This is a genomic window from Mesorhizobium sp. M4B.F.Ca.ET.089.01.1.1, from assembly GCF_004022605.1.
Taxonomy (GTDB): Bacteria; Pseudomonadota; Alphaproteobacteria; order Rhizobiales; family Rhizobiaceae; genus Mesorhizobium; species Mesorhizobium abyssinicae.
Genome location: NZ_RZOS01000122.1, coordinates 1 through 13,900 on the forward strand (window position 1 = coordinate 1; position 13,900 = coordinate 13,900).

Consider the following 13,900-nt stretch of genomic DNA (forward strand, 5'->3'; position numbering starts at 1 on the left):
GGTCATAGACATTCATCAAAAGCACGCGCAGGAAGTCGCGCATGTCCTCCTTGCCGAGCCGCTTCAGCGCCAGCGCGGTCTGGCCGAGGCCGGTCATCTCGGCGATCGACATGCCGGCAAGATCCGGCGGCCGGCGCGACAGGAAGGGCTTCAGCACGCCGGCATATCGCAGCAGTTGCGCGCGCAGTTCCTTCCAGGCGGATTGCTCGGTGGGGCTGGCGCCCGTCAGCACCTCGCCATAGGCGCCGTGCAGCACCAGCGAGCCGTCCTTCGACAGCGCCACCGAAGGCACGAAATCGGCGCGCTCGACCTTGAGGCCGTGGCGCTCCAGCTCCAGCGTCTTCACCACATCGGGATGCAGGCGGTTGAGCAGGTGGGCGACCGCGGAGACACGGAAGCCAGGCGCAAATTCCTCGGTGCGGGCGGCGCCGCCGAGATCACTGCCGGCTTCGAGCAGCAGCACCTTGCGGCCCGATTTCGCCAGCGTGGCGGCGGCGACGAGGCCGTTGTGGCCGCCGCCGATGACGATGGCATCCCAATCCACTTCAGATGACGTCATGGGCCGGGCTCATATGTGAGGTTGGCTTGGCAAGAGTCGCGCAGGATCTCGGCGGCGGCGTTGCGTCCGGGCGCGCCCATGACGCCGCCGCCCGGATGGGTGGAGGAGCCGCACATGTAGAGCCCGCCCACCGGCGAGCGGTATTGCGCGTAGCCAGGCACCGGGCGGTTGAAAAGCAATTGGTCGAAGGTCAGTTCGCCCTGGAAGATGTTGCCTTCGGTGAGGCCGACCTCGGCCTCGATCTCGCGCGGCGTGCGCACCTCCATATGGACGATGCGGTCGCGGAAGCCGGGCGAATATGCGGCGATCTGCGAAATCACGCTTTCGGCGAAGCCGTCGCGGTCGGCGTCGGTCCAGTCGCGGCCGTCAATCTTCGGCGGCGCGTATTGCACGAAGCAGCTCATGAAATGTTTTCCCGGCGGCGCCATGGTCGGGTCGAGCGTGGTCGGGATCATCATGTCGAGGAAGGGGTCGGCCGACCAGCGACCGGCCTTCCAGTCGTCATAGGCGCGCTCCATGCGCTCGATGGAATCGGTGAAGTGCATGTCGGCGCGATAGACCGGCGAATCCTTGGGCAGGGCCGGGAATTCGGGCAGCGAATCCAGCGCGATGTTGACCTTGCCGGAGGAGCCGCGGATCTTGAAGTTCCTGACACGGCGCAGGAAGATGTCGGGCAGTTCCTTTTCCTCGACCAGCTTCAGGAAGGTGCGCTTGACGTCGGCGTTGGAGATGACGAGCTTGCCGTAGATCTCCTCGCCGCCGGCGAGCACGACGCCCTTGGCCTTGCCGTTCCTGACCAGCACATGATCGACCTCGGCGCCGGTGCGGATGGTGCCGCCGGAGGCCCTGAAGGACGCGGCCAGCGCCCTGGTGACGGCGCCCATGCCGCCGCGCGCATAGCCCCAGGCGCCGACCGAGCCGTCGACCTCGCCCATATAGTGGTGCAGCAGCACGTAGGCCGTGCCCGGCGACTTCGACCCGAGCGCGGTGCCGATGATGCCGGACAGCGCGAAGTTAGCCTTGATGACGTCGGTCTCGAAATACTCGTCGAGGAAGTCCGAGATCGACATCGTCCAGAAGCGCAAGGTCAGCGCCATCTCCTCGGCCGAAAGACCTGCGAACTTCTTCCCCAGATAGAGCAATTCGCCGAGGTCGCGCGGCTTGAAGCTGGTCGGGTCGGGCGCGGTGCGCATCAAGAGCGGCTGGATGAAGCGGCATTGCCGCGTCACGTCGCGCGAATAGCGGTCATAGGCCTCGGCGTCGCGCCTGGAGAAGCGGGCGAACTCGCGGCGATGGGCGTCGTGGTCGCGATAGTTGGCGAGATAGTCGCCGTCGCGTGTGAACACCGCGCCGCCTTCATAGGAGATCACCTGCAGGCCGAAGCGCGGCAGCTCCAGGTCGCGCATGATCTCGGGCCGAAACAGCGAACAGACGTAGGAACAGTTCGAATAGAGGAAGCCCGGCGTCAGCTCGCGGCTGGTGGCCGCGCCCCCGACCCAGTCGTTCTTCTCGACGACCAGCACGTCGAGTCCGGCGCGCTGCAGGTAACAGGCATTGACCAGGCCGTTGTGGCCGCCGCCGATGACGATCGCATCCCACGCCTTCATGTGCGCTCAACCTCCATCCGGCTGCCCTTCTTTTTGTGTGGTCTGTTCCCCGATGCGTCGAATTTGGCACGGATCAAGGATTTCTGTCCAGCCATTTTGAATGAATGTTCAACAAATGGTGTTGCGTTTTCCTGTTTATGCGCTAGGCTTTGCGGGCAATTGGAACTGGCCACTTTCGAAATCTTGGGTTGAGATCCGATGATCGAAACGGCGGACGCCGAGCCGGAGTACGACGACACCGCCATCCGCTTCCTGGAGGCGCTCTGGGGCGAGGGCTATCTGTCGCCGGGCGGGCCCGAGGAGGTCGACCGGGTGGTCGAAGGCCTGTCGCTGAAGGGCAAGACGGTCCTCGACATCGGCTGCGGCGCCGGCGGCATCACGCTGCATCTGGTCAAGCGCCACGGTGCGGCGCATGCGACCGGCTTCGATGTCGAAGGGCCCGTCATCGAGGCCGCGAGGCAACGGGCAGCCGCGAGAGCTCTCGGCGCGCGCGTCAGCTTCGTCCAGGCGCCGCCCGGTCCGCTTCCCTTCGCTGACGCATCCTTCGATGTCGTCTTCTCCAAGGATGCGCTGCTGCACGTGCCCGACAAGGACGCGCTGTTCGCCGAGATCTTTCGCGTGCTGAAGCCGGGTGGCGTCTTCGCCGCGTCGAACTGGATGATTGCGCATGACGGCGAGCCGTCGCCGGACATGAAGGCCTATGTCGCAGCCGAAGGCCTGTCCTTCACCATGGCCTCGCCGGCGCGCTATGCGAAGGCGATGCGCCGGGCGGGCTTTGCCGACATCGCCGTGCGCGACCGCAATCCCTGGTATCGCGACGTGGCGCGCGAAGAGCTGGCGCGGCTCGAGGGGCCGCTTTATTGGCCCGTCGCCGCCGTGGTGGGTGCCGCCTATGTCGACAAGAACATCCATACCTGGGAGGCGATGCAGAAGGTGCTTGACAGTGGTGAGCACCGTCCCACTCATCTGCGCGGTTGGAAGCCGGTTGGATAGCCGGCGATGCTGGAGACCGTGACGCTCATGAAGACTGCAGAGGCCAGGGATATTGTCCCCGAACCGTCACCAAAGGGCGACGCCGAAAAGCGCGGCCGCAAGGCCTCGAAGGAGGTCAGGCAACTGCAACTGATCGAGGCGACGATCGATTCGCTTGCCAAGCGCGGCTACGCGGAGACGACGATGGCCGATGTCGCCGACGGCGCCGGCCTGTCGCGCGGCATCGTCAACTTCCATTTCGAGAGCAAGGAAAAGCTGCTGATCGCCACGCTGAAGCACATGTATGACGAGTATTCAGCGCACTGGCGCGCGGCCCTGCAGAAGGCTGGCGATGATCCGGCAAGGCAGCTGCAGCTGCTGGTGTGGGCCGACTTCGACCGCTCGATCTGCAACAAGCGAAAGCTCGCGGCATGGCTGGCCTTCTGGGGCGAGGCCAAGTCGCGGCCGACTTACCAGGCGCTCAGCAGTTCGCGCGACAATTACTACCAGCAGGTCTTCGTCGATCTCTGTGCGACGCTCAAGGAGAGCGGTGGCTACTCTTATGACCCCCAGGTCATAGCGCTGGCGCTCAGCGCCATGCTCGAGGGACTGTGGCTGCGGCTGATGATGGGGACAGAGGACACCACTCGCGAGACCGCGCTGCAGGCGGCCAACGCGTTCCTGGCGGCGGCCTTTCCCAGACACTACCAGTGAGAAGAAAGCCGGCCGACCGAGCCGGCGGAAACGACAAGGAGGATGGAACAGCAATGAGAACCCTGAGCCGACGCCTGACGCTGACCCTGGCCCTGACCGGTGTGCTCGCCGCTTCCGCGGCGGCGCTGGCGGTTGCCGCCGACAAGGACCTGATCGTCTTCGACTGGTCGGGTTACGAGGACCCGAGCTTCCATCCGAAATATGTCGAGAAGAACGGCGATTCGCCGACCTTTGCCTTCTTCGGCGACGAAGACGAGGCCTTCGAAAAGGTGCGCTCCGGCTTCAAGTCCGATCTTGGCCACCCCTGTTCGCAAAGCGTGGTGAAGTGGCGCGAGGCCGGCCTGCTGCAGCCGCTCGATACGTCGAAGATCACGGGCTGGAAGGACCTCAATCCCGGCATCATGGCGATGAAGGATCTCGCCACCACCGCCGACGGCAAGGCCTGGTTCATGCCGTGGGACTGGGGCAACACCCAGCTCACCTACAATTCCGACAAGGTCGACGAGAAGGACGTGCAGTCGCTGAAGGCCTTCGCCGATCCGAAGTTCAAGGGCAAGGTCTCGATCGGCGACAATGTCGACGATGCCTATGCGCTGGCGAGCCTTGCCATCGGGCTCAAGGACTGGACCATGATGACGGACGACCAGTTCAAGCAGGCGTCCGACTTCCTGCGCCAGGTGCACAAGAATATCCGCTCCTACTGGACCGACACCACCGACATCGTGCAGCTCCTGAGCGGCGGCGAGGTCGATCTCGCCTGGGCATGGAACGATGCGACGGTGCAGTCGGCCGCGGCCGGCGCGCCGATCAAATCCAAGAAGGATACCGCCGAAGGCATCTCGACCTGGGTGTGCGGCTATGTGCTGTTCAAGGATGCGCCGGACAATGTCGACAAAGCCTATGACTATCTCAATGCGATCAACGATCCGGACGTCGCCAAGGTGCTGGTCAAGGACTGGGGCTACGGTCAGGCCAACGCCAAGGGCATGGCCGGCGTCGACCAGGCCGTCCTGAAGGAAAAGGGCTACGACGACGTGCAGAAATTCGTCGACAAGACGCTGTTCCAGTCGCCGGTGCCTTCCGCGCTCAAGCTCAAGATGATCGCCGAGTTCGAGAAGATCAAAGCCGGTTACTGACATCGGTTCCAGTGTACCGTCCGCTTGCCGGCGCGGCCGGCGGACGGGCTCGCCAAAGCCAGGGAATTCTCCTAACCTCGCCTTGCCTGCTCACGATGGGGGAGTTTCGCGTCATGAATTCCATGCTTCGCCGCCTTGCTCTCGCCGCCGCCTGCACGGTCGGAGCCGGCGTGGCCTACGCGCTTGCGGAGGGCGGCGGCGATCTCGTCGTCTTCGACTGGTCGGGCTATGAGGACCCGCTGCTGCATTCCGGCTACGCGGCGAAATACGGCGCCGAACCGACCTTCTCATTCTTCGGCGACGAGGACGAGGCGTTCGAGAAGATGCGCGCCGGCTTCAAGGCCGATATCGCGCATCCCTGCTCGCAAAGCGTGGTGAAATGGCGCGAGGCAGGCCTGCTGCAGCCGCTCGACACCAGCCGCATCGCCGGCTGGAAGGACCTCAACCCTGGCATCATGGCGATGAAGGATCTCGCCACCACAGCCGACGGCAAGGCCTGGTTCATGCCTTTCGACTGGGGCAACACCTCGCTGCTCTACCGCACCGACAAGGTGACGGCGCAAGAAGCGCAATCGCTCAGGATCTTCGCCGATCCGAAGTTCAAGGGGCGTGTCACCATCGGCGACAATGTCGACGACGCCTATGCGCTGGCGAGCCTGGTGATCGGATTGAAGGACTGGACCAAGATGACGGATGCCGAGTTCAGGGAGGCGTCCGACTTCCTGCGCCAGGTGCACAAGAATGTGCGCTTCTACTGGACCGACGACACCGACCTCAACCAGGCCTTCACCGGCAACGAGGTGGATCTGGTCTGGGGCTGGAACGAGACCTATGTGACGCTCAAGGGCCAGGGCATGCCGATCGAGATGAACCGCGACACCAAGGAAGGCCTGTCGACCTGGGTGTGCGGCTACGTGCTGATGAAGGACGCGCCGGGCAAGCTCGACCAGGCCTATGATTTCCTCAGCGCCGTCAACGCGTCCGGCGTATCGGACTATCTGGTCAAGACCTTCGGCTACGGTCACGGCAACGCCGCCGGCATGGCGGCGCTCGACCACAAGATCCTGGCCGAGCGCGGCTTCGACAATCTGGACAAGTTCCTCGACAAGACGCTGTTCCAGCAGCCGGTGGCGCCGGAGCTGAAGCAGCGGATGGTGGCCGAGTTCGAGAAGATCAAGGCCGGCTATTGACGACAGCAGTCGAAAGAACCGAGGTCGTCATCGTCGGCGGCGGCCTCACCGGCCTGACGGCGGCGCTCGAACTGAAGCGCGCCGGCGTCGATTTCCTGCTTCTCGAAGCGCGTGACCGGGTCGGCGGGCGGGTCGAGGCCATCCTGAACGGGCTCGGCGAACGGATCGATAGTGGCGGCCAGTTCCTGTGCGAGGACATGCCGGAGCTGATGGCGCTGGCCAGGGCGCGCGGCAAGACATTCGTCGAGACCTATGTCGATGGCGATTTCATCACCCATCCGCCGATGTCGGCCGCCCAGGCGGAGCGGACCTATGTCGCGGCGATGGCGATCCGCGACCGGCTGAACGGGATCGAGCCGGATGATCCGGCAATTGCCGGGCTGACCGTCGCCGACTGGCTCGAACACCAGAAGGACACCGCCGACGCGAAGGCGGCCTTCCGCTCGATGATCGAGGGTCTCTGGTGCCTGGCGTTGGAGAAGGTGCCGCTCTGGTATCTGATCGACAATGATCGCCGCATCACCAACGAGGTGCCGGAGCTGCAATACTTTCTGCGCGAGACCATGCAGTCGCTGGCCGAGGATCTGGCCGGCGATCTCGGCGACCGGTTGCGATTGAACGAACCGGTGACGCGGGTCGAGCACGGGCCGCAAGGCGTTCGCGTCACCACGGCCGGCGGTACGATCGAGGCGCGCCAAGCGTTGGTTGCGGTTCCGCCAGCGACGGCCGCGAAGCTCGATTTCGCGCCCGTCCTGCCGACGAAGCTGGCGAAGGCGCTTGGCGTCTGGGAAAGCGGCGCCGTGGTCAAGATCCTGGTCCGTTACCGCAAGCCGTTCTGGCGCGATCGGTACCTGAGCGGCATGGTGATGTGGCGCGACATGCCGGGCCTGTTTGCCTGCGATGCCAGCAAGGATGCAGGGCATGCGGCGCTGGTCGTCTTCATCGGCGGCCCGCTGGCGCTGCGCTGCCGCAAGCTGGGCGCCGCGGCGCTGCGCGCCGAAGTCACCGCCAAGCTCGTGGATGCGCTCGGTCCGGAGGCGGCCGACATCCTCGACTTCTACCAGCGCGACTGGACGGATGACCACTGGAGCGGCGGTGGTTATAGCGACCTCATTGTCGATGCGACGGCGCGGAATGCCGAGCGCACGATCCTCGCCGGCGCGCCGCCGGTGCATTTCGCCTCGTCGGAGGTGTCGCCGTCGTTCCCCGCCTATGTCGAAGGCGCGATCGTGGCCGGGCGCATCGCCGCCGGAAAGATCCTGGCTAGCCTTCAGTCCGCCATCGCCACCAGGGCCTCGGGATCGTAGGCAAGGCGGATCGGCGCGCCGACCGGGATGTCGTCGGCGCCGAAATCGTTGGTCTCGGTCACCGAGAGCGGCTTTTCCAGTCCGGGGATCTCGACGATCAGGTGGGTGATCTCGCCGAAATAGTGGCGCTCGACCACCTTGCCGGCAACCTCGAATTTCGCCGTCGCATTGTCCCACAGCACGCGCAGCCGTTCCGGCCGGATGCCGAGCGTGGCCGCGTCGCCATTGCGGACGAAGGCCTTCGGCTTGTCTGTCTTCACACGCCCAAAGCCCAGCGTGTCGAGTACCAGCGAGGCGCCGTTCTCCTCGACGATTTCGGCCCTGACGAAGTTCATGCCGCCGAGGAAGTCGGCAACCTGGCGGTTGACCGGCCGCTGGTAGATTTCCTTCGGCGAGGCGACCTGCGCGATCTTGCCGCCGAACATCACGGCGATGCGATCCGACATGGCCAGCGCCTCATACTGGTCGTGGGTGACCAGCACGAAGGTGATGCCGACCGCCTGCTGCAGACGGCGCAGCTCGACCTGCATCTGCTCGCGCAGTTTCTTGTCCAGCGCCGAGAGCGGCTCGTCGAGCAAGAGCACCTTGGGACGCATGACCAGCGCGCGGGCGAGCGCCACGCGCTGGCGCTGGCCGCCGGAAAGTTCGGTGGCGCCGCGCTTGCCGAGGCCGGTCAGCGAGACCTGCGCCAGCGCCTCCTCGACGCGGCGTCGTTCCTCGTCGCCTTGCAGCTTCAGCCGCTTCAGCCCGTAGGCGACGTTCTGCTCGACGTTGAGATGCGGGAAGATCGCATAGCTCTGGAATACCATGTTGGTGGGCCGCCGATTGGCGGGGATGCCATCCATCGGCTGGCCGCCGACGGCGATCGAGCCGCTGGTCGGATTGTCGAAGCCGGCGATCATGCGCAAGAGCGTGGTCTTGCCGCAGCCCGAGGGACCAAGCAGCGAGAAGAACTCGCCTTCCTTGATGGTCAGCGAGGCATCGTCCAGCGCCTTGAAGGCGCCGTAGCTGCGGGTGACGTCGCGGATCTCGATCATGGCTCGCTCGGATTGGGGTCGCTCGGCCTGGCGCGGCCGTTCGGCCAGGGACAATTCAGGCATAGAGGTCTCCCTCGTTCCGGGTGCGGCTGGCCGCGCGGCGGCGCAGGATCTCGGCAATGGTCATCAGCAGGAACGAGGCGAAGAGCAGCAGCGTGCCCAGCGCCAGCACACCCGGCAGCTTGGCCGCGAAACGCAGCTGGCCCCAGATGTAGATGGGCAGCGTCGCCTCGGTACCGGTCAGGAAGAAGGCGATGATGAACTCGTCGAGCGAGATGGTGAAGCAGACGAGCAGGCTGGAGATGATCGCCGGCATCACCATCGGCAGCGTCACCCGCCGGAAGGTGCCGAAGGCGCTCTCGCCGAGATCGGCGGAGGCTTCCTCCAGGCTGCGGTCGAAGCCCTCGAAGCCGGAGGTCAGCACCGTCATCGAATAGGGTATGCAGACCAGCACATGGCCGAGCACGACGGTGAACAGCGACAGGCTGAGGCCCAGCTGCAGCATCACCAGCAGCATCGAGATGGCGACGATGACCTCAGGCAGCACCAGCGGCGCCATGATCAGGCCGTTGATGGCGCGCCGTCCGGGATAGCGATAGCGGGTGATCGAGCGGGCGGCCAGGATGCCAAGCACGGTCGACAGCACCGAAGCGGAGACGCCGACGATCAGGCTGTTCCACGTGGCGTCGATTAGCGCCGGCGTGCGCGGCAGGTCCTCGTACCATTTGAGCGTGACGCCCGAGAGCGGGAATTTCGGCGTCGCTGCCGTGTTGATCGAGAAGATCGGCAGGAAGATCACCGGCAGATAGAGGAAGGCGACATAGAGGAAGGCATAGGCGGAGAGCCAGCCGCCTGGGAGCAAGCGTTTGATCGCCATCATCGAGCCAGCCTCTGCGCGGCGCGGATGATCAGCACCGTGGCGCCCGCCATCAGCGTCACGATCACCATGGTGGTGACCGAGAGCGCGGCGCCCAGCGGCCAGTTCGACGCCTTGCCGAACTGCGCCTGGATGGCGTTGGCGATCATGACGCCGTCCTTGCCGCCGACCAGCTTCGGCGTGACATAGTCGCCGACCGTCGGGATCATGACGACGAGCATCGCCGAGATGACCCCCGGCGTCGACAGCGGCAGCGTCACGCGCAGGAACGAGCGCAGCGGGCCGTCGCCGAGATCCGTCGCAGCCTCGACCAGCGTACGGTCGACCTTCTCCAGCGAAACGAAGATCGGCAGGATGGCGAAGGTCGCCCAGGCATGGGTCAGCGTGATGATGACGGCGCTCGAATTGTAGAGCAGCGCCGTCGACGGCTCATCGATGATGCCGAGACCCATCAGGCCGGAATTCAAGACGCCGTTGTAGCCGAGGATCACCTTCCACGACATGACCCGTAGCAGGTAGCTGGTCCAGAACGGGATGGTGATGAGGAACAGCCACAGGCTCTTGTGACGACCGCCATGGAAGGAAATGAAATAGGCGATCGGGTAGGCGAGGATCACGGTGAGCACGCTGACCGTCAGCGAAATGTAGAGCGAGCGCCATAACAGATCGCGATAGATCGGCTCGGTGAGCGCGACGCGGTAATTCTCCAGCGTGAAGGTGTGGTCGATGGTGAGGTAGTTCTGCGTCCAGAAGGAGTGGGCAAAGACCACCAGGATCGGCAGCACCAGCAGGATGAGGGCATAGAGGAAGGTGGGACTGATCAGGGCAAAGCCCTGGACGGGTTCCGACTGCAGAAGGGCACTTCGCCTGACCTGCGTCATGCGCAGCGGAGGCGACCCTTCGGCAGCCGCCGTCATTGCAGCGCTCCGGGCGTGATTTCGCTTGCTGGCACGAACAATTCCGCCATGTGGCTCCCATCTCTCAGGCCCGGCGGCTTGTTCCCATTTGTCCTTGTAGCGCGACCCAATGCAAACCGGTGACCCGTCTTGCTGGCCGCGCCCTGGCTTGCCGGCTTTCTTTCATCATGAGCGCATCCGCCAATTGAAATCAAGCGCTATTTCTGCAATATTGATTGAACGGACATTCAAAATGAAGTGAAGAAAGACCGATTTTCCGGGACTTGTCGCGTCATTCTGTGTCCACCGAAGGGCCCACACCACACGAGGCGATTATGGCGGCTGCAAGGGAGATCAGGGCGCGGGAAGGCAACGAGGCCGGCGATGACGATGCCGTGGAGTTGGCCAAGCGCCACCTCGTCCAGCCTTGGCCGTATGCCGGCTCGGTCGGTGCCGAGGCGCGCGCGCTGATCGGCGAGGGCGACGGCATCTACATCACCGACGCGTCCGGCAAGCGGCTGATCGACGGGCCGGCCGGCATGTGGTGCCTCAATGTCGGCCACCGCCGCGAGGAGCTGGCGCGGGTGATGTACGACCAGGCGATGGCGCTCTCCTACAACACGCCGTGGTACACGATGAATGCGCCGTCGGCGGAACTCGCCTGGCGCATCGCCGGCCATGCGCCACGCGAGCTCAGCCATGTCTTCTTCACCACCGGCGGCTCGTCCGCGGTGGAGACGGCGCTGCGCTTCATGCAGTTCTACAACAATGTGCGGGGACGGCCTGAGAAGAAGCTGATCCTCAGCCGTGGCGGCGCCTATCACGGCTCGACCTATCTGTCGGCCTCGCTCAATGGCCGTCCGCGCGACCGCGACTGGATGGACGGCGCCGACGAGCTGGTGGTCAAGCTTTCCTCGCCCGACCCGTTCCGGCGGCCGAAGGAGATGAGCCCTGCTGCCTTCACCGATTTCCTGGTCAGTCAGTTCCGCGACACCATCGCCCGCGTCGGCGCCGAGAGGATCGGCGCCTTCGTCGGCGAGCCGGTGCAGGCTTCCGGCGGCGTGATCGTGCCGCCGGAAGGCTATCTCCAGCGCATCCGCGAGATCTGCCGCGACAACGACATCCTCTATGTTTCGGACGAGGTGGTGACCGGCTTCGGCAGGCTCGGGCACGTCTTTGCCTCCGGCGACGTGTTCGGCATCGACCCGGATATGATCACCTTCGCCAAGGGCGTCACCTCGGGCTATTTCCCGCTCGGCGGCGTCATCATCTCGGAACGGCTGCTGGAGCAGCTGCGGCGCTCCAACCATCCGGACGCGCTGTTCGGCCATGGCCTCACCTACACCAGCCATCCGATCGGCTGCGCGGTGGCGCTGAAGAACCTCGACCTGCTGGAAGAGGGCGTGCTGGCGCACGCGCGCGAGGTCGCGCCCTATTTCCAGGCGAGGCTGAAGACGCTGGAGGAACTGCCGCTGGTCGGCGAGGTGCGCGGCATGGGGCTGATGGCCTGCATCGAATGCGTCGCCGATCGGGAAAGCAGGAATCCGCTGCAGCTCGACAAGGACGTCGGAAAACGCATCGACGCGCATTGCCACGAGCTTGGCCTGCTGGTCCGGCCGCTGATCAACATGTGCGTGATGTCGCCGCCGCTGATCATTTCGCGCGAACAGATCGACGACATGGTGGCGATCCTGCGCGAAGGCATTTCACGCACGATGGACGATCTCAGGAAAGAGGGCGTCTGGCGGGGGTGATTTTCTTCCTTCTCCCCGTTTCACGGGGAGAAGGTGCCGGCAGGCGGATGAGGGGCGGCGCCGACATTGGCGATTGGCTGCGGTTCAGGACCTCATCTGCCTGAAATCATAACCGTCCTGGCCCAGCGCCGTGCAGCGCCAGCTTACGACCTTCAGTTTGACGATCAACCTTGAGGTTGCGAGCAAGCTAATCATAAGGCGTTGGTGCCGCCCCTCATCCGCCCTTCGGGCACCTTCTCCCCGTGTAACGGGGAGAAGGAAGAGAGGTTCTACCCTCTCGACCGCAACGCGTCGTTCAGCGCCCACATGTCCTTTTCCTCCGGGGCCGCCTCCAGGCCGAGCACGGGGACCTGCCTGCGCAGATGGTCGTGGTGGGTGCGCACGCCATATTCGAGGTCGGAGAGATAAAACCCTCCGAACGCTTCCGACAGCATGGATTCGTTCGACCACACCGAGAGCTGGACGTCCTCGTTCATGGTGTCGCGGTCGATGCGGTAGGCTAGGTAGCGCGCGGCGGCCTGCTCCCTGGTCTCGTCCTTGTAACGATAGATCGCGCCGCGCAGCAGCGTCTCGCCGGTCGACAGCGGGAACTCCTGATAGAACTGCACGGATTCCGGCATGATCGACAGCGCGTTGTTGGGGAAGATGCCGTAATAGATCCAGGCCTTGCGCAGGTGCTCCGGCAGGTGCGAGGCGTCGGGCGCGAGCTTGATGTATTCGCGCACGCTCCAGCGCCGTCCGGCATGCGGGTTGTAGGAGGCGAAGGAGCGCGACACGCCGTTGACGAAGGGCTCGTCGAAATAGGTCGCGCCATAGAGATCCTGCAGCGCCGGATGCGCCATGGCGACGTGATAGCCTTCGTTGTCGACGTCGCGCACCGACTTCCAGTTGACCGGCGACTTTTGCGTCCAGATGCCCCAGGACGGCACCATCTCGGCGACGTTGTAATGAGCCATCTCGGCCTCGATCGGCTTCAAGAGCTCCGCCACCGAAGGCTGCGGCCCGCCCTTGCGGAAGCGGATGAAGATGAAGCCCATCCAGATTTCGAGGTCGAGCGGCATCAGGCCGAACTCGGTCTTGTCGAGGTCGGGGAAAGAGCGCGGGCGAGCAGCACCGCGCAGCGTGCCGTCGAGATTGTAGACCCAGCCGTGGAACGGGCACACAAGCGCGTTCTTGCAGGTGCCTTGGCTGTCAGCGACGACGCGGCTGCCGCGATGGCGGCACATGTTGTTGAAGGCGCGCACGACGCCGTCCTTGCCGCGCACGATCAGCGCCCGCTCGCCGATGACATCCATGGTCAGATAGTCGCCGGGATTGGGCACGTCGGAGACATGTCCGGCGATCTGCCAATGGTTGCGGAAGATGTATTCCTTCTCGAGTTCGAGAAGGGCGTTGGAGTGATAGCTCCAGCCCGGCAAACCCCGCCGGTCCCAATCGTTGGGGATCGCCACGTCACGCAGATGCGGGTTCATGGAAGGCTCTTCTTTTGTTGAATGCTCATTCAATATAAACATATTTTCCATTGAAATGCAATGGTTTGCGAAAATGTGGAAGTTTCGCGGCGCAATGCCTGCGCCGATATTCAGTCCGTCTGGCAGGGAAAAATCGCGGAAAATCCGGGCGTTAACTGGGGTTCCGGACACCGGCACCGCGCGTCCGGGTTGAGGCAGGCCGGGCCGCGAAAACGGCAACTCCCCGGCGACTCGATTTCGTTCGCAAAGTGTGAGGTTGCTCATAGTCCGGAACGTCGCGTCGGCGCATTGCTCCGGCTTGTGATGTCGCTCTTTCAGGTCTCGCTTATGGAACAGCATCGCAAAGGAACACGAAAATCGGCGCATGACCGAATATGCC

Annotated in this window: 12 protein-coding genes and 1 pseudogene; 7 read left to right on the forward strand and 6 right to left on the reverse strand. The window is 64.3% G+C overall.

Features of this window, described 5'->3' with window-relative positions:
• Together EN780_RS14155 and EN780_RS14160 are read right to left on the reverse strand one after the other, a co-directional pair.
• Nucleotides 1-559: NAD(P)-binding protein (locus tag EN780_RS14155; protein WP_133372617.1), on the reverse strand; the 559-nt coding region annotated here is incomplete at its 3' end.
• A pseudogene (locus tag EN780_RS14160) lies at nucleotides 546-2,166 on the reverse strand (NAD(P)/FAD-dependent oxidoreductase). The gene EN780_RS14155 and the pseudogene EN780_RS14160, both read right to left, overlap by 14 nt.
• A gap of 198 nt (nucleotides 2,167-2,364) precedes the next feature.
• On the opposite strand from EN780_RS14160, the gene EN780_RS14165 reads away from it, so the two are divergent.
• From EN780_RS14165 to EN780_RS14185, 5 genes are all read left to right on the forward strand, one after another.
• Entirely contained in the window at nucleotides 2,365-3,159 is a 795-nt protein-coding gene (locus tag EN780_RS14165) for a methyltransferase domain-containing protein (RefSeq protein WP_128274359.1), read from the forward strand.
• A 6-nt stretch (nucleotides 3,160-3,165) separates the two neighbouring features.
• Nucleotides 3,166-3,852 carry a transcriptional regulator BetI gene (betI, locus tag EN780_RS14170; protein WP_128274362.1) on the forward strand — a complete coding sequence of 229 codons (687 nt, stop codon included), beginning with the start codon at nucleotides 3,166-3,168 and terminating at the stop codon, nucleotides 3,850-3,852.
• A gap of 53 nt (nucleotides 3,853-3,905) precedes the next feature.
• Nucleotides 3,906-4,988: an ABC transporter substrate-binding protein gene (locus EN780_RS14175; RefSeq protein WP_127312148.1), complete on the forward strand. Its 1,083-nt coding sequence runs from the start codon at nucleotides 3,906-3,908 to the stop codon at nucleotides 4,986-4,988.
• Between the two features lie 113 nt (nucleotides 4,989-5,101).
• Nucleotides 5,102-6,178, forward strand: coding sequence for an extracellular solute-binding protein (locus EN780_RS14180; protein WP_189556548.1), 1,077 nt, complete (start codon nucleotides 5,102-5,104; stop codon nucleotides 6,176-6,178).
• On the forward strand, nucleotides 6,175-7,485 hold the full coding sequence (locus EN780_RS14185; RefSeq protein WP_189556551.1) for a flavin monoamine oxidase family protein: 1,311 nt from the start codon (nucleotides 6,175-6,177) through the stop codon (nucleotides 7,483-7,485). Before EN780_RS14180 ends, EN780_RS14185 begins: the two co-directional genes overlap by 4 nt.
• Here EN780_RS14185 and EN780_RS14190 read toward each other — a convergent pair.
• Genes EN780_RS14190 through EN780_RS14200 form a run of 3 tightly spaced genes read right to left on the reverse strand, consistent with a single transcriptional unit; the run spans nucleotide 7,449 to nucleotide 10,316 of the window.
• Nucleotides 7,449-8,522, reverse strand: coding sequence for an ABC transporter ATP-binding protein (locus EN780_RS14190; RefSeq protein WP_128274376.1), 1,074 nt, complete (start codon nucleotides 8,520-8,522; stop codon nucleotides 7,449-7,451). The genes EN780_RS14185 and EN780_RS14190 overlap by 37 nt on opposite strands.
• 55 nt (nucleotides 8,523-8,577) lie before the next feature.
• Nucleotides 8,578-9,402 carry an ABC transporter permease gene (locus EN780_RS14195; protein ID WP_128274368.1) on the reverse strand — a complete coding sequence of 275 codons (825 nt, stop codon included), beginning with the start codon at nucleotides 9,400-9,402 and terminating at the stop codon, nucleotides 8,578-8,580.
• Nucleotides 9,399-10,316, reverse strand: coding sequence for an ABC transporter permease (locus EN780_RS14200; RefSeq protein ID WP_128274370.1), 918 nt, complete (start codon nucleotides 10,314-10,316; stop codon nucleotides 9,399-9,401). Before EN780_RS14200 ends, EN780_RS14195 begins: the two co-directional genes overlap by 4 nt.
• 314 nt (nucleotides 10,317-10,630) lie before the next feature.
• On the opposite strand from EN780_RS14200, the gene EN780_RS14205 reads away from it, so the two are divergent.
• Nucleotides 10,631-12,049, forward strand: a complete 1,419-nt coding sequence (locus EN780_RS14205; RefSeq protein WP_128274372.1) for an aminotransferase — start codon at nucleotides 10,631-10,633, stop codon at nucleotides 12,047-12,049.
• A 269-nt stretch (nucleotides 12,050-12,318) separates the two neighbouring features.
• Here EN780_RS14205 and EN780_RS14210 read toward each other — a convergent pair whose 3' ends face one another.
• The gene (locus EN780_RS14210) at nucleotides 12,319-13,521 is read right to left on the reverse strand and encodes an aromatic ring-hydroxylating dioxygenase subunit alpha (RefSeq protein WP_128274374.1); all 1,203 of its coding nucleotides are present in this window, start codon (nucleotides 13,519-13,521) and stop codon (nucleotides 12,319-12,321) included.
• A gap of 60 nt (nucleotides 13,522-13,581) precedes the next feature.
• On the opposite strand from EN780_RS14210, the gene EN780_RS39740 reads away from it, so the two are divergent.
• Nucleotides 13,582-13,900, forward strand: a 319-nt coding sequence (locus EN780_RS39740) for a hypothetical protein (RefSeq protein WP_210215040.1), incomplete at its 3' end; no start/stop codon positions are given.

Bases quoted from the DNA above. Each gene is read 5' to 3' on its own strand.
- betI (WP_128274362.1), top strand. From the start codon at position 3,166: ATGCTGGAGACCGTGACGCTCATGAAGACTGCAGAGGCCAGGGATATT.
- EN780_RS14205 (WP_128274372.1), top strand. From the start codon at position 10,631: ATGGCGGCTGCAAGGGAGATCAGGGCGCGGGAAGGCAACGAGGCCGGC.
- EN780_RS14190 (WP_128274376.1), bottom strand. From the start codon at position 8,522: ATGATCGAGATCCGCGACGTCACCCGCAGCTACGGCGCCTTCAAGGCG.
- EN780_RS14180 (WP_189556548.1), top strand. From the start codon at position 5,102: ATGAATTCCATGCTTCGCCGCCTTGCTCTCGCCGCCGCCTGCACGGTC.
- EN780_RS14165 (WP_128274359.1), top strand. From the start codon at position 2,365: ATGATCGAAACGGCGGACGCCGAGCCGGAGTACGACGACACCGCCATC.
- EN780_RS14175 (WP_127312148.1), top strand. From the start codon at position 3,906: ATGAGAACCCTGAGCCGACGCCTGACGCTGACCCTGGCCCTGACCGGT.
- EN780_RS14195 (WP_128274368.1), bottom strand. From the start codon at position 9,402: ATGATGGCGATCAAACGCTTGCTCCCAGGCGGCTGGCTCTCCGCCTAT.
- EN780_RS14210 (WP_128274374.1), bottom strand. From the start codon at position 13,521: ATGAACCCGCATCTGCGTGACGTGGCGATCCCCAACGATTGGGACCGG.
- EN780_RS14200 (WP_128274370.1), bottom strand. From the start codon at position 10,316: ATGACGGCGGCTGCCGAAGGGTCGCCTCCGCTGCGCATGACGCAGGTC.